Consider the following 26,323-nt stretch of genomic DNA (forward strand, 5'->3'; position numbering starts at 1 on the left):
GTCCGGCGTCAGGCGTGCGGCGGCGTGGCCTCCCCGAAAGCAGACCCGGAGCCGTCTTCGGCTCTGCTGAATACCGGCTGATGATGTACGTCACTGCTCTCGGCAGGCGTATACACCTGGATGGGAATGGTGTCATGGCTGAACAGCCCGGACCCTTGCCCGCTTTCCTGACTCATTCGTCGAGCCTCCTCCGATCGGCCGCGAATAGCCAATCCCCTCTATTGAACCCTGTCCGCGCCGCAGATTGCGCACGATCCCACTCCACTGGAATGTTGTCGTGCCCGGAAAGCCACGTTCCCGCGCAGCCATACACCGTTTTTCCGGCGGCCGTCTGCTGTTGACCTGGCGGTATCGGAAGCGCTGGTAGCGTCGAACCAAGAATCTCGTCGGCCTTTCGCATCGGCCGACCTTCGAGCTCGGTTCAGCTGAGCAACGCCGATCGCTCCCCGTGTCGGCGGCCCGACCGGGCTTCCCTGCGCCTGCGCAGCCGATCCATCCGAAGAGGACCCATGGCCATCACCGACATTGCTGTGTACGCGCACCTGAGCAAGGAAGACATCGAGGCGCTCGGTACCGAGCTCGACGCGATCCATCGGGACGTCAGTGAATCGCTCGGCGGCCGCGACGCCGCCTACATCCGGCGCACCATCCGGTTCCAGCGCGCCCTCGACACCGTCGCCCGGCTGCTCATCGCGACGAACCGGAACAAGGCGGGCTGGCTGCTCGGCACGGCGGCCCTGGCCGCGGCAAAGAGCATCGAGAACATGGAGATCGGGCACAACGTCTCGCACGGCCAGTGGGATTGGATGAACGACCCGGAGATCCACTCCACCAGCTGGGAGTGGGACATGGTCGGGCTGTCCAGCCAGTGGAAGTACTCGCACAATTTCCGCCACCACCTCTACACCAACGTGCTGGATATGGACGACGACATCGGCTTCGGCGTGATGCGGGTGACCAGGGACCAGCCGTGGCAACCGAGCCATCTCTTCCAGCCGGTGCAGAATCTGCTGCTGGCCACCACTTTCGAGTGGGGCATCGGCCTGCACGGGCTGTACGCGGACCGGGACCGTTTCGAGACGAAGGCCGAAAAGTCCGCTGTGACAAAGGCTTTCCTGAAGAAGATCTCCCGGCAGGCGCTCAAGGACTATGTGCTCTTCCCCGCGCTGAGCGGAAAGCGCTGGCGCCGTGCACTGACGGCCAACGTCACCGCCAATGTGGTGCGCAATGCCTGGACATACGTGGTCATCTTCTGCGGCCACTTCCCCGACGGCGCGGAGAAGTTCACGCCCGCCGCGCTCGAAGACGAGACCAAATCCGAGTGGTACCTGCGCCAGATGCTCGGCACCGCGAACTTCGACGCAGGCCCGACCCTGGCCTTCGCCAGCGGAAACCTGTGTTACCAAATCGAACACCACCTCTTCCCCGACCTGCCCAGCAACCGCTATGCCGAGATCGCCGTCCGGGTTCGCGCGCTCTGCGACAAATACGACCTGCCCTACACCAGCGGTTCGCTACTGCGCCAGTACCTGCTGGCCATGCGGACCATCCACAAGCTCGCGGTCCCGGATCGCTTCCTGATCGCCACGTCGGACGACGCGCCGGAGACCGCCTCGGAGCGCAAGTTCCAGACCGGCACCACCTTCGCCGTCCCGGAGATCTCCGATGTGACAACAGGTTTGCGCACCGCGCTGCACAACGGTCGCGTCCGGCTGGAACTCGAGGCCGGGCTCAAAGGTGGCCGGTTGCGCCGGACCGCCACCCGGGTCCGTTCGAATATCGCGGGGTCGCTGCGCGCTCCGGTTGCCGGCACCGGATAGGTAACACGGTCGGGGCATCTCGCCTCGGCGCGTAGCTTTGCCGCGAGCCGATCTGTCTCTGACGACGCACCGCTCGACGACGAAGCGCGTCAGGCGCCCTGCCGATGTCGTTTCGAGCGTAACCAGCCGAAGGTCAATTGCACTGCGCGCTGCCAGTTCTCGTACTCGTCCGCGCGATGGACCGGGTCCATCTGCGGCATCCATTGCGCGGCGAGGCGCCAGTTGTTGCGCAGGCCCTCCAGGTCCGGCCAGTAGCCGACGGCCAGCCCGGCGGCGTAAGCCGCACCGAGCGAGACGGTTTCGGCGTTGAACGGGCGCATGACGGGCACGTCGAGGACGTCGGCGACGATCTGCATGAGCAGGTTGTCCGACGTCATGCCGCCGTCGACGCGCAGCGCGCGGGCTTGTAAACCGGAGTCGGCGTTCATCGCGTCGACCACCTCGCGCGTCTGCCATGCCGTCGCCTCCAGCACGGCACGGGCGATGTGGCCCTTGGTGATATAGGACGTCAGGCCGGCGATCAGGCCGCGCGCGTCACTGCGCCAGTGCGGCGCGTACAGACCGGAGAACGCGGGCACGATGTAGCAGCCGCCGTTGTCTTGCACTGTGCGAGCGAGGGTTTCGATCTCCGGCGCGCTGGTGACCAGGCCGATGTTGTCGCGCACCCACTGCACCAGCGAGCCGGTCACCGCGATCGGCCCCTCCAGCGCGTACACCGGCTGTTCATCGCCGATCTGGTAGCCGATGGTGGTGAGCAGGCCGTGCGAGGACTGCACCAGTTCGCGGCCGGTGTTCATCATCAGGAAGCCGCCGGTGCCATACGTGCACTTGGTTTCCCCACGCGCGAAACAGGTTTGGCCGAACAGCGCGGCGTGCTGGTCGCCCAGCGCGGCGGCGATCGGGATTCCGGGCACCACCCGGCGGGTCGTGCCGTACGACGCCGTCGAGGGCTGGATGCGCGGCAGCATGGCCGCGGGGATCTCGAAGAAACTCAGCAGCTCCGCGTCCCAGGTCAGCGTGGTGAGGTTCATCAGCAGGGTGCGGCTGGCATTGGTGACATCGGTCAGATGCAGCCCGCCGTCGACGCCGCCGGTCAGATTCCAGATCAGCCAGGTTTCCATGGTGCCGAACAGCACCTCGCCGCGTTCGGCCCGATCCCGCAGGCCCGGAATGGTATCCAGCAGCCAGCGCAGCCGGGGCGCGGCGAAGTAGGTGGCCAGCGGCAGCCCGCAGATCTCTCGAATGCGTTGCGCGCCAGGCTTTTCCTCGAAGTCACGGACCAATTCCTCGGTGCGTGTGTCCTGCCAGACGATGGCCCGCCGGATCGGCGTGCCGGTACGGCGATCCCACACCACCGTGGTCTCCCGCTGGTTCGCGATGCCGAGGGCGGCCACCCGATCGGCGGTGATACCGGAGTCGCGCAGCGCCTGCGGCACGATCCGGTCCACATTGCGCCAGATCTCCATCGCGTCCTGCTCGACCCAGCCCGGCCGCGGATAGTGCTGCTGGTGCTCGCGCTGTGCCACACCGACCAGGCGTGCGCGCTGATCGAACAGGATGCACCTGGTGGAGGTGGTCCCCTGGTCGATCGCGAGCACAAACCGCTGCGTCATCCGTGTCCTCTCGTGCCATATAGGTGTGTCAGTGTCCGGCGCCGAGATCCCGCGAGACCGCGTGCGCGGCGTCGCGCACCAGGCCGATCAGCGTGGGACGGTGCCGTAATTGCGGGTCGCAGAGCCGGTCGACCGGTCCGCTGATGCCGATGGCGCCCACCACGAGTCCGCCGTGCGAACGAATGGGTGCCGCGATGCCCGCTTCGCCGGGCCGGAACTCCTCGGTGTCCCCGGCCCAGCCGGCCTGCCGCACCGCGGCGAGAGCTCGATTCAGTGCGGGACGGTCGACGATGGTGCGGCGGGTGAGCGAGGGCAGCTCGCCCGCGCGCATCGTGGCCGCGAGTTCCGCGTCGAAGGCCAGCAGCACCTTGCCGAGCGCGGTCGCGTGCGGCGGCAGCAATTCGCCCAGTTCCAGGGCCTGTTCGGTGTTGTCCGGACGGAAGACGTGGTGCACGACCACCACGCTGCCGTCTACCGGCGCACCGATGCGGACCGCCTCGCCGGTGCGTGCCGCCAGGGCGTCGGCCCAGTTGATGGCGCGCGAGCGCAGCTCGTTGGCATCGAGATAGCTGGTACCGAGATGCAGCAGGGCCGCCCCCAGCTGGTACTTGCCGGTCGCCGCGTCCTGTTCGACGAACCCGACGCCCTGCAGGGTGCGCAGGATGCCGTGTGCGGTGGGTTTGGCGAGGTCGAGCGCACCGGCGATCTCCCCGACGCCGAGGCGGCCCGCGCCGCGGGCGAGCAGCCGCAGAATGGCCGCCGCTCGTTCGATCGATTGGATCGGACCGGGCATGAACCGAAACCTAACCTCTCGATTCGACAATGTCGAACATCTGGTGAACGGCGAGCAACACACGCGCCGCGCCGGTGTGACGTGCGTCATGTCGACGCCCTCGGGCGCCCGACAGTAGCGGCAGCGGCCCCCCACAACCACCCCGGCCGTTCAGCATTGTCGAACGTGCCCTATGTCCGGTTCCTCGATCCGGTCGTAACGTCGAGGTCCGCAGGGTCGCATCGGCGGCCGCAGGGCGAACGGAGACTCAACGGTGAACTTCGGCTCGATCTTCCTGAGTGAAGCACTCGGCACGGGAATGCTGGTGCTACTCGGCGTCGGCGTGGTCGCGAATGTGTTGCTGACCAAATCCAAGGGATTCGACGGTGGCTGGTTACTGATCAACTTCGGCTGGGGCATGGGCGTGCTCGCCGGGGTGTATGTCGCCTATAAAACCGGCGGCCACCTCAATCCCGCTTACACCATCGGCGTCCTGTTCAGCGGCGCCGATCAATACGGCCCCGACATCGACATTACTGTCGTCACCACCATCGCCTACATCACCGGGCAGCTGGTCGGCGCGTTCATCGGCGCGAATCTGGCCTATGTGGCCTACAAGCGGCACTTCGACGAGGAGACCGACGAGGCGAAGAAGCTGGGTGTGTTCGCCACCGGTCCCGCCATCCGCGGGCTGCGCTGGAACTTCGCCACCGAGGTGATCGCCACCTTCGCGCTCGTCCTGGTACTGCTGTCCATCGGCCACACCGCGACCGGTCTCGGCCCGCTCGCGGCGGCGTTGCTGGTGGTCGGTATCGGCGCCTCGCTCGGCGGGCCGACGGGGTATGCCATCAACCCAGCCCGCGATCTCGGCCCTCGGCTGGCGCACGCGCTGCTGCCGGTCAGCAAGGGTGCGGCCGCCGCACCGGTTCGTGAGCCCGCGGGTGCGGGTGTCGGCGGCTCTTCCGCCGAACGACTCCCCGAACACACCGGTTCGCCCGGTCCCAATCGCAAGAGTTCCGACTGGAGCTACGCCTGGGTCCCGATCCTCGGTCCGCTGGCGGGCGGCGTGCTCGCCGGGCTGGCCTCTCAGGTCCTTTTCTGAATCTCTTTCTCGCTCAGTAGTTTTCTTTCGAAAGGACCACGATGAGCCAGTATGTCGGCGCCATCGACCAGGGCACCACTAGCACGCGCTTCATGGTGTTCGATCACAACGGCAACGAGATCGCTCGCCACCAGCTCGAACACCAGCAGATCCTGCCGCGCGCGGGCTGGGTGGAGCACGATCCGACCGAGATCTGGGAACGCACCAGGGCGGTCATCCAGAGCACCCTCACCAAGGCCGATCTCGACGCGAGCGACCTGGCCGCGGTCGGCGTCACCAACCAGCGCGAAACCACCGTGGTGTGGAGCCGCCGGACCGGGCGTCCCTACTGCAACGCCATCGTCTGGCAGGACACCCGCACCGACCGCATCGCCGCCGAACTCGAGCGGGCCGGCCACGGCGACACCATTCGGCACAAGGCCGGATTGCCGCCTGCCACTTACTTTTCCGGCGGCAAGCTGCGCTGGATCCTGGACAACGTGCCCGGTGTCGCCGAGGCGGCCGAGCGCGGCGAGGCGATCTTCGGGACCACCGACAGCTGGCTGCTGTGGAATCTGACCGGCGGGGTCGACGGCGGCGTGCACGTCACCGATCCGACCAATGCCAGCCGCACCATGCTGATGAACCTGGAAACCTCCGACTGGGACGACGAACTGCTGTCCATCTTCGGTATTCCACGGTCGATGCTGCCGACCATCGCGCCGTCGTCGAACCCCGAACTGTTCGGAAAGACCAGGGCCGATGGACCTTTCGGCGGTGAAGTACCGCTGGCCGGTGTGCTCGGCGACCAGCAGGCTGCCACGGTCGGCCAGGTGTGTTTCCGGCCCGGCGAGGCGAAGAACACCTACGGCACCGGAAACTTCTTGCTGCTCAACACCGGTACCGAGATCGTGCGCTCGCAGCACGGGCTGCTCACCACGGTCGCTTACCAGTTCGGCGACGACAAGCCGGTGTACGCGCTCGAAGGTTCGATCGCGGTGACCGGTTCGGCGGTGCAGTGGCTGCGCGATCAGCTCGGCATCATTTCCGGTGCGTCGCAAAGCGAATCGCTGGCCAGGCAGGTCGACGACAACGGCGGCGTGTACTTCGTGCCCGCGTTCTCCGGACTGTTCGCGCCCTACTGGCGCTCCGACGCGCGCGGCGCCATCGTCGGGCTGTCCCGCTACAGCACCAACGCCCACCTGGCGCGGGCGACGCTGGAATCCATCTGCTACCAGACCCGCGACGTGGTCGAGGCCATGCAGGCCGACTCCGGCGTGCAGCTCGACGTGCTGCGGGTGGACGGCGGCGTCACCGCCAACGAGCTGTGCATGCAGCTGCAGGCCGACTTCCTCGGCGTGCCGGTGTCGCGGCCGGTGGTCGCGGAGACCACCGCGCTCGGCGCCGCCTACGCGGCCGGGCTGGCCGTCGGATTCTGGAGCAACACCGACGAACTCGTGCAGAACTGGCACGAAGACAAGCGCTGGAACCCCACCGGAACCGAGGAGCAACGCGCACGCGGCTACGCCCGCTGGCAGAAGGCCGTGTCGCGCACCCTCGATTGGATAGACGTAGACGACTGAGTCGCCGACGCGAATATCACTGGAAATAGGAGAGATTCATGTCAGCACGATTAGACCCCACCTACCGCGCCACCGCGGTCGAGGCACTAGGCGACAACGAGATCGATGTGCTGGTGATCGGCGGCGGCGTGGTCGGCGCGGGCGCGGCTTTGGATGCGGCCTCGCGCGGCCTGAGCGTCACCCTGGTGGAGGCCAGGGACTTCGCGGCGGGCACGTCGAGCCGCTCCAGCAAGCTCATCCACGGCGGGCTGCGCTATCTCGAACAGCTCGACTTCTGGCTGGTGCGTGAGGCTTTGAAGGAACGCGGCCTGCTGCTGAACAAGCTGGCGCCGCATCTGGTGCGCCCGGTGTCGTTCCTGCTGCCGCTGCAACATCGGGTCTGGGAGCGCGCGTACATCGGTGCGGGCGTCGCCCTGTACGACACCATCGGTGGCGCACGGGCGCTGCCGATGCACCGGCACCTGACCCGCACGCGCGCACTGGAATTGGCGCCCGCGCTGCGCGAGGACTCGATGACCGGCGCCATCCGCTACTTCGACGCCCAGGTCGACGACGCGCGGCACACCATGACGATCGCCCGCACCGCGGCCCAGCACGGCGCGACCGTGCTCACCCGCACCAAGGTCACCGGGCTGCTGCGCGACGGTGAGCGGGTGATCGGCGCGCAGGTCACCGATCTGGAGACCGGGCGCGAGCACACCGTGCGGGCCCGCCGGGTGATCAGCGCGACCGGCGTCTGGACCGACGAGATGAACCGGATGACCGGCGTCGAATTCCCGTTCCACGTGCGCACTTCCAAGGGCGTGCACATCCTGGTGCCGCGCGAACGCCTCGACCTGGACACCGGGCTGATCATGCGCACCGAGAAGAGCGTGCTGTTCGTGATCCCGTGGCACCAGCACTGGATCATCGGCACCACGGACACGGATTGGTCGCTGGACAAGGATCATCCGGCCGCCAGCAACGCCGACGTGCAGTACATCCTCGATCACGTCAACGCGGTGCTGCGGGATCCGCTGACCCGCGACGACATCGTCGGCACCTATGCCGGACTGCGCCCGCTGGTCTCCGGTGCGTCCAGCGATACCGCGAAGCTGTCGCGCGAACACGCTGTGGCCGAACCGGTTCCGGGTCTGTTCGTGATCGCGGGCGGCAAGTACACCACCTACCGGGTGATGGCGGCCGACGTGGTGGACGCCGCAGTGCAGGGGCTCGGTCGTGCGGTTGCCCCGTCGGTGACCGAGAAGCTGCCGCTGCTCGGTGCGGTCGGCTACCAGGAGATGGCCGCCGACCTCGACAGCCTCGCGCAGCGCACCGGGCTGCCGAAGGCCACCGTCGAGCATCTGCTCGGGCGCTACGGGTCCGCCGTGCACGACCTGTTCGAGCTGATCGCCGAGGATCCGGCGCTGGGCGAGCCGCTGGCGGGTGCCGAGGAGTACCTCGCCGCCGAGGTCGTCTACGCGGTAACCCACGAGGGCGCACTGCATCTCGACGATGTGCTCACCCGGCGTACCCGGATCTCCATCGAGGCGTCGGACCGCGGTCTGCTCGCCGCGCCGGAGGTGGCCTTCCTGATCGGCGCCCGGCTCGGCTGGGATGCCGCCGACGCCGAGCGTGAGCTCAGCCGCTACCGGGACCGGGTCGAGGCCGAATTGGCGGCCAACCAGGCTGCCGACGACGAGGCCGCGAACGCCGCACGTTTGGTCGCCGTCGCCTGACACCCTGACGCTCGGTGAGCTCGATTTTGTTCCAGGCCTGCTGTTTCGGCCGCGGATCGAGCTCACCGAGTTTTCGGCGGAACCGGATTTCGGGTACCGATCGTTGACCTCAACCCGTGTTCAGGGTCGATCATCGTAGGTATGACCAGTCCTGCCGAATTCTGGAATGCCGCTTACGACAACGACAGCGCCCCTTGGGTGATCGGTGAACCGCAGCCTGCGATCGTCGCGCTGGAGCGCGACGGATGCATCTGGGGGCGGGTGCTCGACCCCGGTTGCGGGGCAGGCGAACACACGATCATGCTGACGAAGATGGGCTACGACGTGCTCGGTATCGACCTGTCCCCCAGCGCGATCGAGTTCGCCCGCGCGAACGCTGCCGCGCAAGAGGTTCCGGCTGCCGAGTTCGAGGTGGCCGACGCCATCGCGCTCGGCACTACCGAGGCTGCACCGATTTTCGACACGATCGTGGACAGTGCCCTGTTCCACATCTTCGGTACCGAACCCGAAGCACGCGCGGCCTACGTACGCAGCCTGCACGCACTGTGCAAGCCGGGCGGGCTGGTCAATATCCTCGCGCTGTCCGATGCGGGCCCCGGCTTCGGGCCGCAGATCAGCGACTCGATAATTCGCGAATCATTCACCGAGGGTTGGGAACTGGAAGACATCCAGCCGTCGCAGTACCGCGGCCGAGTCACTCGATCCGCACTGGAACAGCGGCCCGACCTCGGCCTGCAAGAGGGCAGCATCATCGACCTGGTGGCGTGGCAGGCTCGGATCCGCCGCGTCTAGCCATCCATTCCGGCGTGCCCGTCCGGGGTCGACTCATCGGTCTCCAACTCGGCCCCCTTCGGATGCTCCTCCGCATGCGTCGGCTTCGAATGCTCGCCGGCGAAGTCCGCCTCCTCCTGCTGCACCTCGGCCGTCGTCCGATCCTTCTCTGGTCCACTCATGCCCGCCGAATACCCGCCCTTGATCCGAGCATGCAGATGCATGTCGTGCCAGCCATCCGCGTGCAACCCCGCGCTCCGCTTCGTGCCCTCCAGGGCATAGCCGAGCTTGGCCGCTACGCGGCAGGACCGTTCGTTTGCCACCGAGTGGGTCAGCTCCAAGCGATGAAAGCCGGTCTCGAAAGCCCAGGCGGTGAGCGCGGATATCGCGCGCGGCGTGACAGCTCGGCCGCGGGCGGCGGGCGCCGTCCAGTAGGCGACCTCGGCTTGCCCGCCGTCGAGCTCCAAGTTCTTCAAGGAGGCTCGTCCGACGAGCCGACCGGTGCCCATATCGGCTACCGCCCAGTTGGCGGCGACACAGGTGCGCCACGTCCCCACCCACGCGTCGATCCATTCGCGAACCTCGGCGAGGGAGTCGGCGCTACGGACATGCCAGCGTCGGATCAGCGGATCGGTGAAAGCCTCCAGGACTTCCTGCGCGTCATCGGCCGTCCACGGCCGCAGGACCAGACCGTCGCCCGTGGTGAGCACGGGCTGGGTTGCGCGGGTGAATCTTTCGGCGGCGACCAAACTTTCCGTCAGCAGAGGCATGCCGCGAATTGTCCGCCTCGGGCGGCATTCGCGGCACGTCTTATTTCGGGGTCAGAGCCGCTTGGCCAGCAGAGCCTTGCCCTGTTCGCCGCCCTTCACGCTTTCGCGCTGGGCGCGGCGGAAGAATTCGCCGAGCTCGGCGTCGCCGTCGCGTTCGGCGTCCTGCGCGTAGAGCTCCATGCGCAGCGCGTTGCTCAGGCACTGTTCGGTGAACCAGATGAGGTTGTAGTTCTTGTCTTTGGTGCCGGTGATCGCACCGGTTTCCTGATCGATGGCCATGTGCCATACCTCCTTTGTCGTCCCGCTATCGCCGTACCCGGCCAATCCGCACGGAAACCGGTGGTGACCAGATGATCTAGGGTCGAGTTATGGAGACGGATGTGGCGGAGGTCGAGCGGGTTTCCGCGCTGCTGGCGGCGGAGGCCAAGGCTGTCGCGCTGTTCGACGAGGTGGTCCGCCGAGGCATCATCGCGCCGGGCATGCGCGAATCAGCGGTGAGCGACGCGGTGCGCGATCTCGCGGATGAGATGTTCGGCACGCGGCGGTACTGGCACAAGCGGATCGTGCGATCCGGGAGCAACACCCTCGAGCCGTACAGCGCGAACCCGCCGGACCGCGAAATCGGCGCGGACGACATCTGTTTCCTGGACTTCGGGCCGATCTTCGCCGAATGGGAAGCCGATTTCGGGCGCACCTTCGTGCTCGGCGACGATCCGGCCAAGCTGGCCCTGCGGGACGCGCTGGAACCACTCTGGGAGCAGGGCCGCGCCTACTTCGAAGCCCACCCCGACATCACCGGCGACCAGCTCTACACCTACGTTTCCGGCCAGGCCGCCGAGCAAGGGTGGGAACTGACCGCGGAAATCGCAGGCCATCTGGTGGGCGAGTTCCCGCACAAGCAGATCTCCGGCACCGAGCTCACCTCGTACGTGGCGGCGGGCTCGACCGTGCCGATGCGCCGCCTCGATCCGAAAGGCCGGATCTGCCACTGGATTCTGGAGATCCACCTGGTGGATCGCGCGCACAACATCGGCGGCTTCTTCGAGCAACTGCTGGATCTGCGGCCCGCGGCGGATCAGGCGACGGCCTCGTCCTGGCCGCGGTTCGAGCCGACGCCGTAGCCGGGCACATTGATCCCCGGCACGTCGGCGCCCAACGCGATGATCTGATTGAGCGTGTTGTGGTACTGGCGCACCTCGGCGATCGCGCCGCCGTCGAAGCGGACCTCACTGAGCACCATCGCGTGATAGAGCCGTTCGCTTTCCAGCGCGGTGAATTCACCCTCGACCTTGGCGAGCCAGGCGTGCGCGGTGGCGAACGGGCGGACGGTGATGCGGGACAGGCTGCCCGGACTCCACAGTTCGGTGCTCCACCAGAGCATGCTTTCGTGCAGCTCGGCGCGCCCCTCGATGATGGTGGGCAGGCCCGGTAGTTGCCACGGTGCGTGGAACAACACGTCGTCGGTGACCAGGTCCAGCACCTGTTCGTGGTCCTGCAGGAAAAGCAGTTCGTAGAAGCGTTCGAGCGCGGCGCGTTCGACAGCCGCGTCGGGGAGCCCGGCGGAGCCCGTGCTCCGGTTACCGACACGTCTCCGGTCCAGCGGAGCGGTTGTCATGCTGATCATCACAAGCCTTCCTATCGTGCCGGTTGATCGCTCAATGATGTGCCAGCAAATCATGAGCAAACAAGTGTCGTCAATGACGGTTACCGTTAATATCGCGCCAACCGACCAGCCGATCAGCGCATATAGGACGACCTCGACACCCTCGCCCGACCCGGATGCGGCCAGAAGTGCACCGCCCGCGGGCCGGTAAACTTCTGAACGGGACAAAAGTCGAGAGAGGTGCGCAGCGGGAAGCGCACGGCGAACACAGGAGAAATCATGTCGAGTCGCCGCTTCCGATCCAGCGTGGCCGGGATTGTCATCCTGGTCATCGCACTGGTGGTTGCCGGTTGTTCAGGGTCGGAGTCGAAGCAGCCGGGAGCGGCCGACCCCGCGCCGCCCGCCATCTCCTTCACCCCGGCGCAGGGCGCGAAGGACATCGACCCGACCGCACCGGTCCAGGTCAGCGCGGGTGACGGCATGTTGACCTCGGTCAGCATGACCAACGAGCAGGGCAAGCAGATCGAGGGCATCCTGACGCCGGACAAGACGGCGTGGAAACCCACCGAACCGCTCGGTTACGGCCACACCTACACCATCACCGCCGAGAGTCTCACGATCACCGGCCGCAGCGGCCCGCAGACCTCGACGTTCGCCACGCTGACGCCGAACAACCAGACCAAGGTCTACTTCGAGAACACCGGCGGCGGGCTGCTCGACGGTGGCACCTACGGCGTCGGCGCCGTCGTCGTCGCGCACTTCGACGAGGACGTCCCGGACCGGGCGCTGGCCGAGAAACGGCTGTCGGTGACCACGACCCCGCAACTGGAGGGCTCGTGGTACTGGCTCGACAACCGCCGCGCGCACTGGCGGCCGCGCGAGTACTACCCGCCGGGCACGAAGGTGAATGTCGCGGCGAACATCTACGCGGTGGACCTCGGCAACGGCCTGTACGGCCAAGAGGACAGCAAGGCCTCGTTCACCATCGGCGCCTCGCACGTGTCCATCGCCGACGACAACACCAAGCAGGTGCAGGTCTACGAGAACGGCAAACTCGTCCGCTCCATGCCGACCTCGATGGGCATGGGCGGCAGCGAAACCGTGGGCGGCAAGACGATCACCTTCTGGACCCAGCCCGGCGTCTACACGGTGATGAGCAAGGCCAACCCGGTGATCATGGACTCCTCCACCTTCGGGCTGCCGGTCAACTCGCGGCTCGGCTACAAGGAGACCATCAACTGGGCGACCAGGATCAGCACCGACGGCATCTACCTGCACGAACTCGCCTCGACCATGTGGGCGCAGGGCAACACCAACACCTCCCACGGCTGCCTGAACCTCAGCCCGGAGCACGCGCGCTGGTTCTACGACTTCTCGCTCCCCGGCGATGTGGTCGAGGTGCGCAATACGGGCGGCGCGCCGCTCGAGGTCTGGCAGAACGGCGACTGGGGCGTGCCCTGGGATCAGTGGCTGCAGGGCAGCGCGCTGAAGTAGCGGCAAGGCCAGCACCTTCGGACTGGCTCCCGACAAGACGGGTGCCCGGCTCGTAGCGTCGGCAGGGTGGACGAAAACCTTGCCAACGACCTGGCCGAGCTACCCGCACTGCTGGACACGGTGCGCGCGTCGGCGACGGACCTGTTGACCGGCATCGATACGCGACCGGTCGCGCGGGCGCCGAAAGAGGTGGGGCTCGAAGAACTTCCGGAGCACGGTGTCGGCCTGCGCCGGGCGCTCGCGCTGTTCCGCGAGCGATGGGAACCCGGGTTCTCCGGCAGCGCGGGACCGCGCTACCTCGGCTTCGTCACCGGCGGCGCCACCCCGGCCTCGGTCGCCGGCGACTGGCTCACCGGGGTGCTCGATCAGAACGCGATGTCGGGCGAGGACTCCACGTCCATCGCGCTCGAACAGCAGACCGTCGACTGGATCGGGCGGCTGTTCGGGCTGGACCAGCACACCGGGGCGTTCGTCAGCGGGGCGACCATGTCGAACTTCGTCGGGCTGGCGATCGCGCGGGAGTGGCTGGGCGAGCAGCGCGGAATCTCGGTGGCGCAGGCCGGCGTCGGCGCGCTCGGACCGGTGCACGTGCTGTCGGGGACGCCGCACTCCAGCATCGTCAAATCGTTGTCCATGCTCGGAATCGGCCGGGACAGTGTGCGATCGGTGCCGACCCTGCCGGGCCGGGAAGCTGTCGACGTGGCCGGGCTCGGCGAGGCGCTCGCGGCGCTGGACGGCGAACCGGCCATCGTGGTGGCCAATGCGGGCACGGTGAACACCGTCGACTTCGACGACCTGCGCGCGATTGCCGCACTGCGCCGGCGTTATCCGTTCTGGCTGCACGTGGATGGTGCGTTCGGCGCGTTCGCGGCGCTTTCGCCGGAGCACGCCGCGCTGGTCGACGGTCTGGGCGAGGCGGATTCGGTCTGCGTCGACCTGCACAAGTGGCTCAACGTGCCGTATGACGCGGCGGTCCAGTTCTCCCGGCACCGCGATCTGCAACTGCGCGTCTTCCTGAATTCCGCCGCGTATCTCACCGCGCCCACCGGCACCCCGGATTTCGGGCACCTGGTCCCGGAGAACTCGCGGCGGCTGCGTGCGCTCGCCGCGTGGTTCTCGCTGACCGCGTACGGCCGCGACGGCCACCAGGACATCGTGCGGCGCAATATCTCCTGCGCGAACAACCTCGCCGAGCAGCTCACGGCGACCGGACTGCTCCGGCTCACCGCGCCGGTCCGCCTCAATGTCGTCTGCTTCACGCTGGCCGACCGGGCCACCGCCGAGCGGGTCGACGCACTGGCCGAAGCCATTGCCGAGACCGGCGAAACCTTCGTGACGCCAACCGTTTACGAAGGGCAACCGGCGCTGCGGGCCGCGTTCAGCAACTGGCGCACCACCGACTCCGACGTGGATCGGGCCGCCAAGGCGATAACCGCAGCAGCCCTGGCCTTGGCCTGATCAGTCGGCCGCAGCCGTGGCGCGAGCCGGTCGCCTGGGCGCATGCTGGACACAGCCGGTATCGCCGGGCCCAGCAGGCGGGAGTCCCATGTCCTCAGCAGATCAGTCGATCGCCGACTACGTCCGTCTACTCGACCCCGCGGTGCGGTCGAACCCTTATCCGCTGTTCGCGCGATTACGGGAAGGCGGGCCGTTCCGGATCGGCACCGCACCGGTCGTCGTCGTGACCAGCCACGCCGACTGCACCGCCGTGCTCCGTGACCCGAGGGTGAGCGTGGACCGCTCGCTGGCGAAGCTGCAGCTCGGCTCGATGCCGATCTACGACGCCACGAAAACCACTGCCGAGCAGGCGAAACCGTCGTTTCTGTTCCTCGACCCGCCCGACCACACCCGGCTGCGGCGGCTGGTGTCGAAGGCCTTCACTCCGCGGGTGGTGCAGCAGCTCGCGCCGCGGATCACCGAGATCGTCGACGACATTCTCGACAAGCACTCGGCGGCAGGAGCTTTCGACGCCGTCACCGCGTTCGCCTATCCGCTGCCGGTGACCGTCATCTGTGAACTGCTCGGCGTACCGCTGGAAGACGAAGCGCGGCTGAGCCATTGGTCGGCCCTGCTGGCCCGCACGCTGGACCCGACCTCGAAGCAGGCCACCGAATTCCGCGCCGACCCGGCCGAGATACAGCGCGCCGGAACCGAACTCAGCAGCTACTTCGAGCAGCTGACCGAGCGCCGCCGCGCCACCCCCGGACCCGACCTGCTCTCGGAGCTGCTCGCCGCCGAGGACGCCGGGGACATGCTCAGCCACGACGAGCTGATCTCCACCTGCGCACTACTGCTCGTCGCCGGGCACGAAACCACGGTCAACCTCATCGCCAACGCCACCCTCGCCCTGCTGCGCCGCCCCGACGAACTCGCCGCACTGCGCGCGAATCCCGAACGCGCACAGGCCGTTGTCGAGGAGACGCTGCGCTTCGATCCGCCGGTACAGCTGATCCCGCGCATCGCCGCCGACGATCTGACGGTCGGCGACCTCGCCGTCGAGCGCGGCGATCTGGTGGTCATGCTGATCGCCGCCGCACACCGCGACCCCGCCGCATTCCCCGACCCCGACCGCTTCGACCCAGCCCGCGACAACCGCAACCTGGCCTTCGGACTCGGCGCGCACTTCTGTCTCGGCGCGCCGCTGGCCCGGCTCGAGGCGCGGATAGCGCTCACCCGTTTCGCGCAACGCGTCGAAATGCCCTGTCTCACCACGGATCCGCCGATCTACCGCGAACACGTGAACCTGCGCGGCCCGGCGCACATGCCAGTCGAGTTCGCGGCAATCCTGCCGCGCTAGGTCGTTCCTCCCAATCGGGGATTCATCGATTGCACTCGGTAGGCCGTCGGTCGGGCATCATGTTCGCCGCGGCGACGGCAGTAGCCGGCGATTCACCGATGATGGCCGCGGTGCTCGACGCGATCACGGTGCCGCGGTTGATCGGAGTTCCACCGCGGCGCAACCCAACGAGCGGTGTTGTTCAGATCAACGGGCAGAGCTGATCTCGCGTAGATTTCCCTCGTGGATGTTGATCGAGTAGACGTGGGGTTCCTACTCGACAACCTGTGCGTTGAACTCGGTTTCTGCCTGCCGCCGGACGAAAAGGACAGGTTCTGCACTTCGCCACCTTCCGACGTCGACTCGTTTACCGACGCTGTTTTTGTCGCCGAGGGTATGGACCCTTATGCGGATAAGCGCCTTCGTGAGTTGGTCCGCCAGAGGGTGATACGCGCGTTCCGGCCTGGATAGAGCCAGTTCGGCGGCCACAAACCAACAAGGCCGATCCCCTCGGTTCAACAGCCGGTCTGCAATGCGCGGTCTCGTCGCATCAGTGGGCGCGATCCGCGGAACAACCTATGTCTCTAGATCATTCAGTCGGCGGACCTGTTGTGGTGGTTGCGGGGGTGTTCGCCGTTGCCCAGCGGTGTCGACAAGAAGAACCTGACCACCACACCGGTGTATCCGGTGTGGTGGTCAGGGAGGTGGGTGCTATCGGGGTGCGGGTGGCACGGTGTGTGCTGACCGCCGATAGTGGGAGTTGTTCGGCGTCAGGATGCGACGATCATGATGCAACCGGGCTTTCCGGTCTCGCTGGCCGAACCAGATTTGCCTTGGATGCTGCCGCCGTAGACACCGCCCTTGCCGCCGCTACCGCCGGCGCCGCCCGTGCCGTTGGTGCCGCAGGCGGTGGTCACGGCGGCCGGTGCGTCGATTGTTCCACCGGTGCCCGCGGTGAGAGCGTTGCTTGCGGCACCTGCGGTGCTGGGGTGGACCGTGGCGGTTGCTGTCCGGCCGTCACCGGTTGCGGCGCAGGTCGGTTCGGTGCCCGGGCCACCGCCGGCGGACTCCTGGCTGGCGGTGCCACCCGTTCCGGGGGTGCCGCCGCCTTGTCCGTCAGGGCTTCCGCTGGTCCCGTCCCGACCGGGGACAATGCCTTTGCCGGTGTAGCCGCCGCCTCCGCCGCCACCGCCGGGGCTCAGCACGCTCACCCCGCCGGGACCGTAGACCGCGGTGGCCTCCTGGCCTCCGAACCCGCCTTCACCGCTGGCAGAGCCGGAGGTGCCGCCGCCGACGCCGCCTTGGGGAACGGTCAGGTCGAGTACGGTCCCAGCTTGCAGACCGGTGATGGTGCAGGTGATCGCGGCTCCGGCACCGCCGCCGGCACCGCCCTGTCCGTTCGCACCGTCACTATTGTTCCATCCGCGTCCGGCGTCACCACCGATTCCGCCCCCGCCGCCGCCGGCTCCGGCGCCGATGGTCGTGATGGCGAGCGAGGTCTTTCCTGCGGGCACCGTGTACTGGGTGGTCCCGGGGGCCACGCAAGCGGTCGTGTCACCGGTGACCTCGCATACCACGTCCGGGGTGATCACGACGCAGCCGTCCTGACCGGCTTTGGGATCTTTGTCGGGAAAGAGGGATTGCAGAAGGTTCGGGTCAGCGCTTGTGCCGCCGAAACCGGCCAGAGGAGGGCACTGGGGGGCGAAGTCGTCCGGTGTGATCGTCCCGCCGGTGCTCCCGATGCCGTGGTAACCAGCGTGCCCGGCCGTGCTGGTGGCGACGGCACCGAGGGTGGCCGTCAGCCCGGAACCGGCCGCGGTGCAGGTGGGCGAGGTGCCCGGGCTACCGCCGGTGCCAGCCTCAGGGTCAGTGCCATCCTGGCCGGCGGAGTCGTCGTCGGGCTGGGTGCCACCAGGGTCGTCTCCGTCGGTGTGGCTCCTTCCGCTGCCGCCTCCGGAGGCGGTGACGTCCACGCCGTCGGCGGTGGATCGCACCGAAGCGGACCCGCCACCGGTGGACTGGCCGGAGGTCGAGGGTTCCGTGCTCGGCTTGCCTCCGGCCGGGACCGTCACGTCCAGCACGGTGCCGGCCCGCAGACCACTGACGGTACAACGGAACCCAGCTCCGGCCCCGCCGCCGAACCCTTCGCTGTCCTCGGCCCCACCGGCGCCGATGACGGTGATCAGGATTCTGTTCACACCTTCGGGAACCGTGTAGCCGAAGTTGCCGGGGGTCGCACACATGGTCGAAGTGCCTTCGGTCGGACAGGCCGCCGCGGCAGCGGCCGTGCCCGGCACACTCAACGGCAGCAACGCACCGCCCATGGCCACAACCCCCAGCCAGGCCCACCCCGCCAGACCGGCACTGCCTCGGTTTTCACCGGGCATCGCTGTCGACTTTCCTGTTCTGGTCACCACTGGTTTGCCTTCCTCCTGCCTGTCACATTTCACGGTCCTACGCACACACACGATTTCTGCACTCAACGCTCGTCTCGCCGTCGCTGGTGCCGAGTAGCGCCTCGCGGCTCACGTCGGTGCCAAACATTCGTCACCGCGACGGTTCCGGATGGCAAAACCTCTCCACCAACGCGCTTCCCGCGCCCCGGGACCTTCATTGCGGCTGGCGTAGCAACGATGAGACGACGGCTCGCGCTGTGCCGATATCCGCAAATGACGCTGTGCGCGCTGAGCGATCAGTGACGAGGCGGTGGCTTGCGGGCCAGAGCCGCTGTGCTCAGAACATCCGCATCTAGCCGATGAGCGGGTATTGCGAAAATCTGGTTATCAAGCACCACAAGCTGCCAGAGGCCTGTCTTTCGGTAGGGATTGGCGCCGCACTATTGAAGACGAGACTGAGGCACGGTCTGGCGGACCATCCCGACCCGGGCCCGGCTCTCGATCGAGGACTGTGATGTGGAACGCGGGGTGGCGAGTGGTCACGTGCTCGCGGAAGGGGTTGGGGGAGCGGTGGCTTCCTTGGGTTTGGGGCCGGGGCGGCGGCTTCGTGCGGCGCGGGCGCGGATCTCTTCGGCGGCTGCCCGGTATGCAGGGGTTGCGTGTGCGAAGTAGTCGAAGAGGACCTCGCGCTGCTCGGCCGTGTAGCGGTCCAAAACCTCGGCGATCAGTCGGCGGGCGGGACCGACCACATCCTCGATGTCGGGGAAGGTCTCGGCTGAGGCTTCGACGATGACCCGCCGACGGTCGGCTGGATCCGCGGTACGGCGTAGGTAGCCCGCTTTCTCGAGGCGGTCGATGAGCCGGGTCGTCGCACCGGTGGTCAGGCCTACGCGGGCGGCCAGGTCGCCCGTGCTCATTCGCTCGGCCAAGGTGATCAGGCTCACCGCGTACCACTCGATGGGTGCGAGTCCGGCGGCTTCCGCGCCGGCCATGCCATGCAGGCCCACCGCGTCGAGGTACTCACGGAAGACCAGGTGCTGATCTCGAGGTGCCTTGGTTGCCATCGGTGCAGATGCCCCCTAATCTAATAGTTGCAATAATGCAGATATTGTTGAAGCGCAGATTCTGCTTCATCTTAACGACAAGGAGGACGGCATGAACACCCAGGACGACAAGGCGGCCATCGCCGCGGTGATGGCCGAGATGAACACCGCGTGGGCCCGCAACGATGCCGACGCCTACGGGGCACTGTTCACCCAAGACGCCACGTACGTCACGTTTGTCGGGACCTGCTACAGCGGCAGGGCCGACATCGTGGCGTGCCATCGCACGCTGTTCGCGAAGTTCTTGAAGAACACCAACCTCGCCTCGGAGATCACCGGCATCCGCTTCTACGGCCCCGACACTGCCCTCGTCACCGCCCGCGGCGACACCTACAAGGGAGCGACCGCGCCCAAGTCCTCGAAGCTGTCGAAAGTGCAGACGTGCGCGTTCGTGCGCGAGGCGGACGGGCAGTGGCGGGTGGCTGCGTTCCACAACACCCAGCGCAAGCCGCTGATGGAAGCCATCTCCTTCAAGACCGCCCCCGGCACCATCCCCGCCGCGCAGAAGTGACCCATCCGTCCCGGAACGGCACACCCTCTCCACACCGAAGGACTCGCAACGCATGATCACCACCAACCAGAAACCCGCACCCCAGGACGGGACGAAAGACCAGACTGCCGGGAAGTCTCCCGCAAGCCCCCGCCGACGACGGGTGCGCATGCTCGGCATCGGCCTACTCGCGATCGCGGTCGCGGGCGGCGGCGGATATCTGTGGCTCGACGCCTCCTCCGACGTGCATAACACCGGTCAGAACGAGTGTGTGAATGTCACCCCGACCGGCGAGGCTTCCCCCGGCGACCGCGACGCGGTGTGCGGTGTACTGGAGTCCTTGATCGACGCCTGGGACCGCAACGACGCCGTCGCCTACGGCTCGCAGTTCACCGAGGACGCCACCTACGCCACCTACGTCGGCAGCTACTACGAGGGCCGCGCCGACATCGTCAACTCCCACAAGGCCCTCTTCGGGGGATTCCTCGAGGGCAGCAAACTGGCCAACTCCTACCTCGGCATCCGCTTCCTGTCGCATGACGCCGCCATCGTCACCGGCCGCGGCGACGACTACACCGGAGACGCACCGGACGAGCTGTCCAAGGTTCAGACGTACACGCTCGTACGCGACGCAGACGGCCGGTGGCGGGTCGCGGCTTTCCAGAACACCCAGCGAAAGTCCGTCATGGAGCGCATTTCGTTCATCCTCTCTCCGGACACCCGGCCGGAGGCCGAGAAGTGACTGTGCCGTCGGCCCGTCGCACGGCCCTGGTGACCGGCGCGAGCGAGGGGATCGGCCGCGCGCTGGCCCACGCGCTCGCCGCAACCGGGTATGCGGTCACCGGCGTCGCGCGCAACGAGGACCGCTTGCACGCGGTCATCGACGGTCTCGGCCACGACCATGCGGCGCTCGTCGCGGACCTGGAGACGGAGGACGGCCTGGGGCGCGTGGTCCGCGCCGTGCAGCAGCGCTCGTTCGATGTCCTGGTCAACAATGCGGGCACCGCGACCGCTGGACCGTTCACCGAGGTCCCGCTGGAGCGCGCGGCGGCCATGGTGGACCTCAACTGCCACGCGTTGGTCGCCCTCGCCCACACCTTCCTGACCGGGGCGCGTCCAGGTGACGCATTGATCAACGTCTCATCCACCCTCGCGTTCGCTCCCATGGCGAACCTGAGCGTCTACTGCGCCACCAAGGCCTTTGTCACCTCGCTCTCGGAATCCTTGTGGCAGGAGCACAAAGCCCGCGGCGTCTACGTCATGGGCTTGTGCCCCGGGATGACTGCCACACAATCGCAGCCGCACAACGGTGCCGACGTACCCGCCAGCCTCGTGCAGACTCCCAGCCAAGTCGCCGTCAGAGCCTTGTCGGCACTGCACCGGCGTAGACAGCCCACCGTCATCTCCGGCAGGGTGAACACTCTGTTCGCCACAGCTGCCAGGGCCTTACCGCGCCGGACGGCCCTGCGCCTGCTCGGAACCGGACGAGAGTCTCCCGCCGTTCAAGGTTCGTCGTGCCAGCCAACCGATCCAGAAGGGTGGCCCCGACGATGTGCCGTTCGTCTTCGACGTACGGCTGGACAGCCTCGGGCCGACTGACCGCCTACCACCGCCGAAGCTCCTGACCTAGGCCTGTGCCGAAGTCCGGCCTTCGGCACAGCGCCTGGTCAGCCGTCGTAGGACGTGTGCGGTGTCCATTCGTCGAGAGGCCGCACCGCAGCCGCATGGAGTGCCTGGGCGACCCGGTCCCTGGTGAACGCTCCCTCGCCGAGCACGCCGTTGATCTGCACCGCTACCGCGCGAATACCCTTGGGCGCCAAGGTGGTGTCCAAGGTGGTGACGAGGTTGCGGACTGCCGCCTTCTGTACGCCGAGCGACGCGGCCTGATTCCATGGCTTGTCCGCCGCGGCGCTGCCGGTGACCAGCACCCGCGCGCCCTCGGCGAAGAACGGCAGTGCGGCCTGGACCGCGGGCAGCAGTGCTGCGGCGCCGATGGTGAAGTCCTCGATCAACTCGGGCACCGACAGCTGCAACGGGTCTGCCTGCCGGAACATGCTCGGGTTGAAGTGCAGCACGTCGATGCGGCCGTGCTGCTGCCCCACCTCGGTCACCACGCGGGTCACGTCGGCCGGATCGGACAGATCGACGCCGACGCCCTCCGCGTCGAAACCTTCGCCGCGTAACTGGGCGGCGAGCGGCTCGGCCTCCTCCGGCAGCCGGCAGGCCAGGAACACCGCGTGATCGTCACGGGCGAAGAGTCGGGCAACGGCCAATCCGACACCGGGACCGGCGCCGAGCACGAGAAGCACGGGAGCAGACATGGGCTCGAGCCTAGACCGCGTTCACCGCTACATAACCCGCGATGATCTGGGTATTACGCGCGCGTGCGTACTCTCGACTGAGTCGGACAGCGATCGAGACGGCGAGGAACAATCCGTGGCACGAGTGCCGAAGAAGGCGGAAGGCACTGAGTCCACGGCGATGGACCCAGCGGCCGCGGCGATGGACCGAGCGTCCGCAGCGATGAGCGATGACGATGACACCGTCGAGTTCGCCAAGGTCACCGATCCGCCCGCACGCCGCGCACGGCACCGTCGCGCCGCCCCGAAAGCCCGCCGCGTAGCCGCACCCCCGCACCGGTCCCGGAGCGTGGCGAAGAACGCGGTGCGGGTGCTGGTCTCGGTCACCGCCTTCGCGGTGCTGTCCGGTACCGGCTTCGCCTGGTCGGCCAAGGTCGACTTCAACAACGGGTTCAACCGCTCCGACGCGATCGGCGCCGACGCACCGCATTCGCTGGGGGGCGACCTCAACATCCTGCTGATCGGCCTGGACACCCGAAAGGACCAGAACGGCAACGACTTGCCGAAGGAGATCCTCGACAAGCTGCACGCGGGCGACAGCGACGACGGCGGCTACAACGCGAATACGCTGATCCTGCTACACATTCCGGCGGATATGCGCAAGATCGTCGCGTTCTCCATCCCACGCGACAGCTACGTATCGGTGTCCGGCATCCCGGGCTACGACAAGATCAAGATCAAGGAGGCGTACGGGCTCAAGAAAGCGGCCACGGAAGCCAAACTGATCGCGAACGGCGAAAAAGACCAGCTCACCCTGGAACGCGCAGGCCGAGAAGCGGGCCGGGCGTCCATCGTGTCCAACGTCCGCAACCTGACCGGTGTGCCGATCGACCGGTTCGCCGAGGTAGCCCTAGCCGGCTTCTATCACCTGGCCGAGGCGCTCGGCGGCGTCGACGTGTGCCTGAACAAGGCGGTCGACGACAGCTACTACTCCGGCGCCGTGTTCCCCGCCGGGCCGCAACACCTCAACGGTTCCGAAGCGCTCGCCTTCGTCCGCCAGCGCCACAACCTGGAGAACGGCGACCTCGACCGGACGCGCAGGCAGCAGGCCTACCTCACCTCGGTCGCCAAGTCGCTCAAAGACTCCGGAACGCTGACCAACCTGGGCAAACTCAACGAGCTGATGAAGGTGGCGCACCAGGACGTGGTGCTCTCCGACGGCTGGGACCTGCTCGACTTCGCCAGCAGCCTCGGTGCCGCGGGCTCGATAGGGGTCGAGTTCCGGACGCTGCCGGTGCTGCGCTACGACACGATCAACGGCCAGGACGTCAACATCATCGATCCGGCCGCGATCAAGAAAGAGGTGCGGTCCGCGTTCGGCGTCGAGACGCCGAGCACCACGCCGGCGCGCCCGCCGACGAGCACGGTCGACGTGCTGAACGCGGGCAGCGTGGCCGGGATGGCGGGCCAGCTGTCCACCGCGCTGACGGCCCGCGGCTATCGCGAGGGCACGGTCGGCAACCGCGGCAGCGCCACCACCACGACCACGGTGACCTATGGCACCGGCGCCGAGGCGGACGCGACCCAGCTGGCCGAGACCCTCGGCGGACTCACGGCCACCGCCGGATCGAGCGTCGCGCCGGGACACGTCCAGGTTGTCCTCGGCAGCGACTTCACCATGCCCGACGAACTGGCCGCGAGCTCGGCCACCTCGACCGCGCCGACAACGGTCGCGCCCACCACCCCGAGCGAGCCCGCCCCGGACACGGGCAAGCCCATCACGACGACGATCGGCAGCACCGTCCCCTGCGTGAACTGACGGCGCGGGTTACGCCTGTTCGACTACGGCTTTGATGCGGTTCAACGTCTCGCGCATGCCGTTGACATTGGTCTTGCGGCGCGCCCGACCGGCCAGCAGCCAGTACACCCGCAGAACCGGGTTGCTGTGCAGCTGAAACGATTCGGTGACGTCGGTGCCGCCGTCGACCGGCTCGAACCGATAGCGCCACGTATTGATCGGCATACTGCCGGGGCCGAGCACCGTGAAGGCGAATTCACGCCCCGGCTCGGCGGCGTCGATCCGGCACACCGTCCAATACTTCAGACCCCAGCCGTTGCGGTTCACGTGTCCGCGGAACTTCACCCCGACGGCGGGTCCGGTAGCGCCACCGAGCCATTCGGCGGCGAAGGTCTCCGGACTGAACCGCCCGGTATTGGTGATATCGCTGACCAGCTCCCAGATCTTGTCGGCGGGCGCGGCCATTCGCACTGTCACACTGTCCTGCATGCTCGAACGCTAGCAGGAGTAAGCACTCGCTAGGTGTGCGCGGAAACCGGCGTCAACGCGTCGAATTCGGCAACCCAGCGGTCCGGGTCGGCCAGCAGCGCGCCAGGGGGCAGCTCCCAGTAGGCGGCGAGCAGGTCGTAGCCGAGGTGGGCGGTGGCGGCGTGCGCGGGCCAGTGCTCGGCGGTCCACGCGGGTTCTTCGGTGGCCGAGTCGATTCCGCTGCGTGCGACGCCGACCAGTTCGAACTGCAACTGCTGGGTCAGCGCGACCGCAGGGGCACCGGCCGGCTCGGTGCGCGACAGTTCCAGCAGGTCGCGGGCGACGGCGCCCACCCGATGCTCGATCCAGCGGAAGGTGCGCCGGTGTGCGCGCGGGACGACGACGTGCGGGACGAGCACCGCGATACCCACACCCAGCACGGTCTCGATGAAGCGGTCGCGGATCAGCGGCGCGACGGCGCCGTCGGGGGTGCTGCCCACCGCGAGCAGCGCGATCGGCGTGATAAAGATCGCGGCCAGCGCGTAATTGCGTGGCACGAACAGCTCCATACAGAACAGCAGCGCGGCTACCAGCGCGACGAGGGCGTAGCCGGTGAACGCGAGCTGATGCACCACCCCGAACAGCACCAAACCGACGATCGTGCCGACGAACCGGTGGATGCCGCGCACCTTGCCGCGCACCCGGTCCGGGCCGATCTGCAACACCATCAGCGCGGTGAACACCGCCCAGTGCGGGCGCGGCTGGCCGAGCAGCGCGCTGAGTCCCCCGGCGGTCAGGCAGGCGACGCCGACCCGGAAAGCGCTGATGGTCGGGTGCGAGTCGAACGACAGCGCCCGACGCAGCCGGAACCAGACACCCGGGCGGACGAACGAGATCAGCGGGTCGACCACCAGCTCGTTGGTGTCGTCATAGGCCGGACCCGCGAGCCGGCGGCGGGCCGTCACCAGTTCGGCCAGCAGCTCCGAATCCGGTGTCCGGCTCGGCAGGCCCGCGTCGTAGACCGCCGCCCAGGCCTCCGCGACCGCGCCGCCCGCCTGATGGCGCAGGTCGATGGCGGGACGGCCCGCCGCCCGGGCCGACAGATAAGCATCGACGGCGTTGATCGCCGCTTCGACGGCGACCCGTTCGGGCTTGCGCCGATCGCGCAGCACGCCCGCCATCGACGCCAGCACCGACGCGCCGACACCGAAGGCGGTGCAGGACAACAGCGCTCCCGTCGAGATGCCCGCCTCGGCGGCCATCATCGCGCCACCGCAGGCGATCACGAACAGCAGCGCGCCCGGTGGACCGAGCCGCAACGCGTCGATCACGTAGACGGCGACCACCGCGACGATCGTCAGCAAGGACACGGTCAGCAGCGAGGCACCGAGTCCGCCGGCGAGCCCGTGCCCGAGCAGGGCACCGACGCCGCAGCACGCGAGCAACGCGAGGCCCGCGGTGAGCACCACGCCCGCCCGCATCCGGTACGCCCTGCGCTCCCCGTACATCACCGCGAAGGCGCCGAACAGCACGAACAGCGCGTGCGCCGGCTGTCCCAGCGCCACGACCACCGCGGCAGGCAATGCGAAGGCCAGCGCGGACCGCAGGCCGGGACTCCACCGTCGGCCCGCGGGCGGCAGCGCGAACAGCAGGGCGCCGATCCGCCCCTGCGGCGGCACCGGGTCGGAGACCGACGAAACCATCAACTTCCTTCCTGGTCGTCCAGCGGGGTTGCCGCTCCACCGTAGACCGCCGACCTGCGGGTGA

24 protein-coding genes are annotated in these 26,323 nt (G+C 67.7%); 13 read left to right on the forward strand and 11 right to left on the reverse strand.

Annotated features, from left to right (window positions below):
- Positions 1–8: 8 nt before the first annotated feature.
- Positions 9–176 (reverse strand): hypothetical protein, encoded by a 168-nt coding sequence (locus IBX18_RS35415; protein ID WP_194837812.1) that lies wholly within the window; start codon positions 174–176, stop codon positions 9–11.
- 333 nt (positions 177–509) lie between these two features.
- Here IBX18_RS35415 and IBX18_RS35420 point away from each other — a divergent pair, with 333 nt between their 5' ends.
- Entirely contained in the window at positions 510–1,820 is a 1,311-nt protein-coding gene (locus IBX18_RS35420) for an acyl-CoA desaturase (protein WP_194837813.1), read from the forward strand.
- A gap of 89 nt (positions 1,821–1,909) precedes the next feature.
- Here the strand turns inward: IBX18_RS35420 and glpK (IBX18_RS35425) are convergent, their stop codons facing one another.
- Both glpK (IBX18_RS35425) and IBX18_RS35430 read right to left on the reverse strand, forming a co-directional pair.
- Complete coding sequence (glpK, locus tag IBX18_RS35425) at positions 1,910–3,433, reverse strand: glycerol kinase GlpK (RefSeq protein ID WP_194837814.1); 1,524 nt, start codon at positions 3,431–3,433, stop codon at positions 1,910–1,912.
- A 28-nt stretch (positions 3,434–3,461) separates the two neighbouring features.
- A complete protein-coding gene (locus IBX18_RS35430) occupies positions 3,462–4,226 on the reverse strand; it encodes an IclR family transcriptional regulator (protein ID WP_194837815.1) in 765 nt (254 codons plus the stop codon).
- A gap of 253 nt (positions 4,227–4,479) precedes the next feature.
- On the opposite strand from IBX18_RS35430, the gene IBX18_RS35435 reads away from it, so the two are divergent.
- The 4 genes from IBX18_RS35435 to IBX18_RS35450 all read left to right on the forward strand — a co-directional run bounded on the left by IBX18_RS35435 (position 4,480) and on the right by IBX18_RS35450 (position 9,379).
- The gene (locus IBX18_RS35435; protein ID WP_194837816.1) at positions 4,480–5,307 is read left to right on the forward strand and encodes an MIP/aquaporin family protein; all 828 of its coding nucleotides are present in this window, start codon (positions 4,480–4,482) and stop codon (positions 5,305–5,307) included.
- A gap of 41 nt (positions 5,308–5,348) precedes the next feature.
- The gene (gene glpK, locus IBX18_RS35440) at positions 5,349–6,869 is read left to right on the forward strand and encodes a glycerol kinase GlpK (protein WP_194837817.1); all 1,521 of its coding nucleotides are present in this window, start codon (positions 5,349–5,351) and stop codon (positions 6,867–6,869) included.
- 38 nt (positions 6,870–6,907) lie between these two features.
- Complete coding sequence (gene glpD / locus IBX18_RS35445; RefSeq protein ID WP_194837818.1) at positions 6,908–8,587, forward strand: glycerol-3-phosphate dehydrogenase; 1,680 nt, start codon at positions 6,908–6,910, stop codon at positions 8,585–8,587.
- A 141-nt stretch (positions 8,588–8,728) separates the two neighbouring features.
- Positions 8,729–9,379, forward strand: coding sequence for a class I SAM-dependent methyltransferase (locus IBX18_RS35450; protein ID WP_194837819.1), 651 nt, complete (start codon positions 8,729–8,731; stop codon positions 9,377–9,379).
- Here IBX18_RS35450 and IBX18_RS35455 read toward each other — a convergent pair.
- Positions 9,376–10,128: a GNAT family N-acetyltransferase gene (locus tag IBX18_RS35455; RefSeq protein WP_194837820.1), complete on the reverse strand. Its 753-nt coding sequence runs from the start codon at positions 10,126–10,128 to the stop codon at positions 9,376–9,378. The genes IBX18_RS35450 and IBX18_RS35455 overlap by 4 nt on opposite strands.
- A 51-nt stretch (positions 10,129–10,179) precedes the next feature.
- Positions 10,180–10,407, reverse strand: a complete 228-nt coding sequence (locus tag IBX18_RS35460) for a hypothetical protein (RefSeq protein WP_194837821.1) — start codon at positions 10,405–10,407, stop codon at positions 10,180–10,182.
- Positions 10,408–10,496: 89 nt separating this feature from the next.
- On the opposite strand from IBX18_RS35460, the gene IBX18_RS35465 reads away from it, so the two are divergent.
- A complete protein-coding gene (locus IBX18_RS35465) occupies positions 10,497–11,249 on the forward strand; it encodes a M24 family metallopeptidase (RefSeq protein WP_194837822.1) in 753 nt (250 codons plus the stop codon).
- Here IBX18_RS35465 and IBX18_RS35470 read toward each other — a convergent pair.
- Positions 11,204–11,752, reverse strand: a complete 549-nt coding sequence (locus tag IBX18_RS35470) for a nuclear transport factor 2 family protein (protein ID WP_228542295.1) — start codon at positions 11,750–11,752, stop codon at positions 11,204–11,206. The genes IBX18_RS35465 and IBX18_RS35470 overlap by 46 nt on opposite strands.
- Positions 11,753–12,010: 258 nt before the next feature.
- Between IBX18_RS35470 and IBX18_RS35475 the strand changes: the two genes are divergently transcribed.
- The 3 genes from IBX18_RS35475 to IBX18_RS35485 all read left to right on the forward strand — a co-directional run bounded on the left by IBX18_RS35475 (position 12,011) and on the right by IBX18_RS35485 (position 16,022).
- Complete coding sequence (locus tag IBX18_RS35475; protein WP_194837824.1) at positions 12,011–13,225, forward strand: Ig-like domain-containing protein; 1,215 nt, start codon at positions 12,011–12,013, stop codon at positions 13,223–13,225.
- Positions 13,226–13,291: 66 nt separating this feature from the next.
- Complete coding sequence (locus IBX18_RS35480) at positions 13,292–14,683, forward strand: aspartate aminotransferase family protein (protein ID WP_194837825.1); 1,392 nt, start codon at positions 13,292–13,294, stop codon at positions 14,681–14,683.
- Between the two features lie 88 nt (positions 14,684–14,771).
- On the forward strand, positions 14,772–16,022 hold the full coding sequence (locus IBX18_RS35485; RefSeq protein ID WP_194837826.1) for a cytochrome P450: 1,251 nt from the start codon (positions 14,772–14,774) through the stop codon (positions 16,020–16,022).
- A 749-nt stretch (positions 16,023–16,771) separates the two neighbouring features.
- On the opposite strand, the gene IBX18_RS35490 is transcribed toward IBX18_RS35485, so the two are convergent.
- Positions 16,772–18,388 carry a hypothetical protein gene (locus IBX18_RS35490; protein WP_194837827.1) on the reverse strand — a complete coding sequence of 539 codons (1,617 nt, stop codon included), beginning with the start codon at positions 18,386–18,388 and terminating at the stop codon, positions 16,772–16,774.
- 548 nt (positions 18,389–18,936) lie between these two features.
- Entirely contained in the window at positions 18,937–19,461 is a 525-nt protein-coding gene (locus IBX18_RS35495; protein ID WP_194837828.1) for a MarR family winged helix-turn-helix transcriptional regulator, read from the reverse strand.
- 91 nt (positions 19,462–19,552) lie between these two features.
- Between IBX18_RS35495 and IBX18_RS35500 the strand changes: the two genes are divergently transcribed.
- The 3 genes from IBX18_RS35500 to IBX18_RS35510 are packed head-to-tail and all read left to right on the forward strand — an operon-like array spanning position 19,553 to position 21,589.
- Positions 19,553–20,011, forward strand: a complete 459-nt coding sequence (locus IBX18_RS35500; protein WP_194837829.1) for an SgcJ/EcaC family oxidoreductase — start codon at positions 19,553–19,555, stop codon at positions 20,009–20,011.
- Between the two features lie 52 nt (positions 20,012–20,063).
- The gene (locus IBX18_RS35505) at positions 20,064–20,732 is read left to right on the forward strand and encodes an SgcJ/EcaC family oxidoreductase (protein ID WP_228542296.1); all 669 of its coding nucleotides are present in this window, start codon (positions 20,064–20,066) and stop codon (positions 20,730–20,732) included.
- A complete protein-coding gene (locus IBX18_RS35510; protein ID WP_194837830.1) occupies positions 20,729–21,589 on the forward strand; it encodes an SDR family oxidoreductase in 861 nt (286 codons plus the stop codon). The genes IBX18_RS35505 and IBX18_RS35510 overlap by 4 nt, the downstream gene beginning before the upstream one ends.
- A 68-nt stretch (positions 21,590–21,657) precedes the next feature.
- Here IBX18_RS35510 and IBX18_RS35515 read toward each other — a convergent pair whose 3' ends face one another.
- Complete coding sequence (locus IBX18_RS35515; RefSeq protein WP_194837831.1) at positions 21,658–22,311, reverse strand: SDR family oxidoreductase; 654 nt, start codon at positions 22,309–22,311, stop codon at positions 21,658–21,660.
- A gap of 202 nt (positions 22,312–22,513) precedes the next feature.
- Here IBX18_RS35515 and IBX18_RS35520 point away from each other — a divergent pair, with 202 nt between their 5' ends.
- A complete protein-coding gene (locus tag IBX18_RS35520; RefSeq protein WP_194837832.1) occupies positions 22,514–24,109 on the forward strand; it encodes an LCP family protein in 1,596 nt (531 codons plus the stop codon).
- Positions 24,110–24,118: 9 nt separating this feature from the next.
- On the opposite strand, the gene IBX18_RS35525 is transcribed toward IBX18_RS35520, so the two are convergent.
- Together IBX18_RS35525 and IBX18_RS35530 are read right to left on the reverse strand one after the other, a co-directional pair.
- Entirely contained in the window at positions 24,119–24,577 is a 459-nt protein-coding gene (locus tag IBX18_RS35525) for an SRPBCC family protein (protein WP_194837833.1), read from the reverse strand.
- A 29-nt stretch (positions 24,578–24,606) separates the two neighbouring features.
- Positions 24,607–26,259 carry an FUSC family protein gene (locus IBX18_RS35530; RefSeq protein ID WP_194837834.1) on the reverse strand — a complete coding sequence of 551 codons (1,653 nt, stop codon included), beginning with the start codon at positions 26,257–26,259 and terminating at the stop codon, positions 24,607–24,609.
- Between the last annotated feature and the right edge of the window lie 64 nt (positions 26,260–26,323).

Origin of the sequence: Nocardia sp. XZ_19_369 (assembly GCF_015355715.1) — a bacterium.
Classification (GTDB): Bacteria; Actinomycetota; Actinomycetes; order Mycobacteriales; family Mycobacteriaceae; genus Nocardia.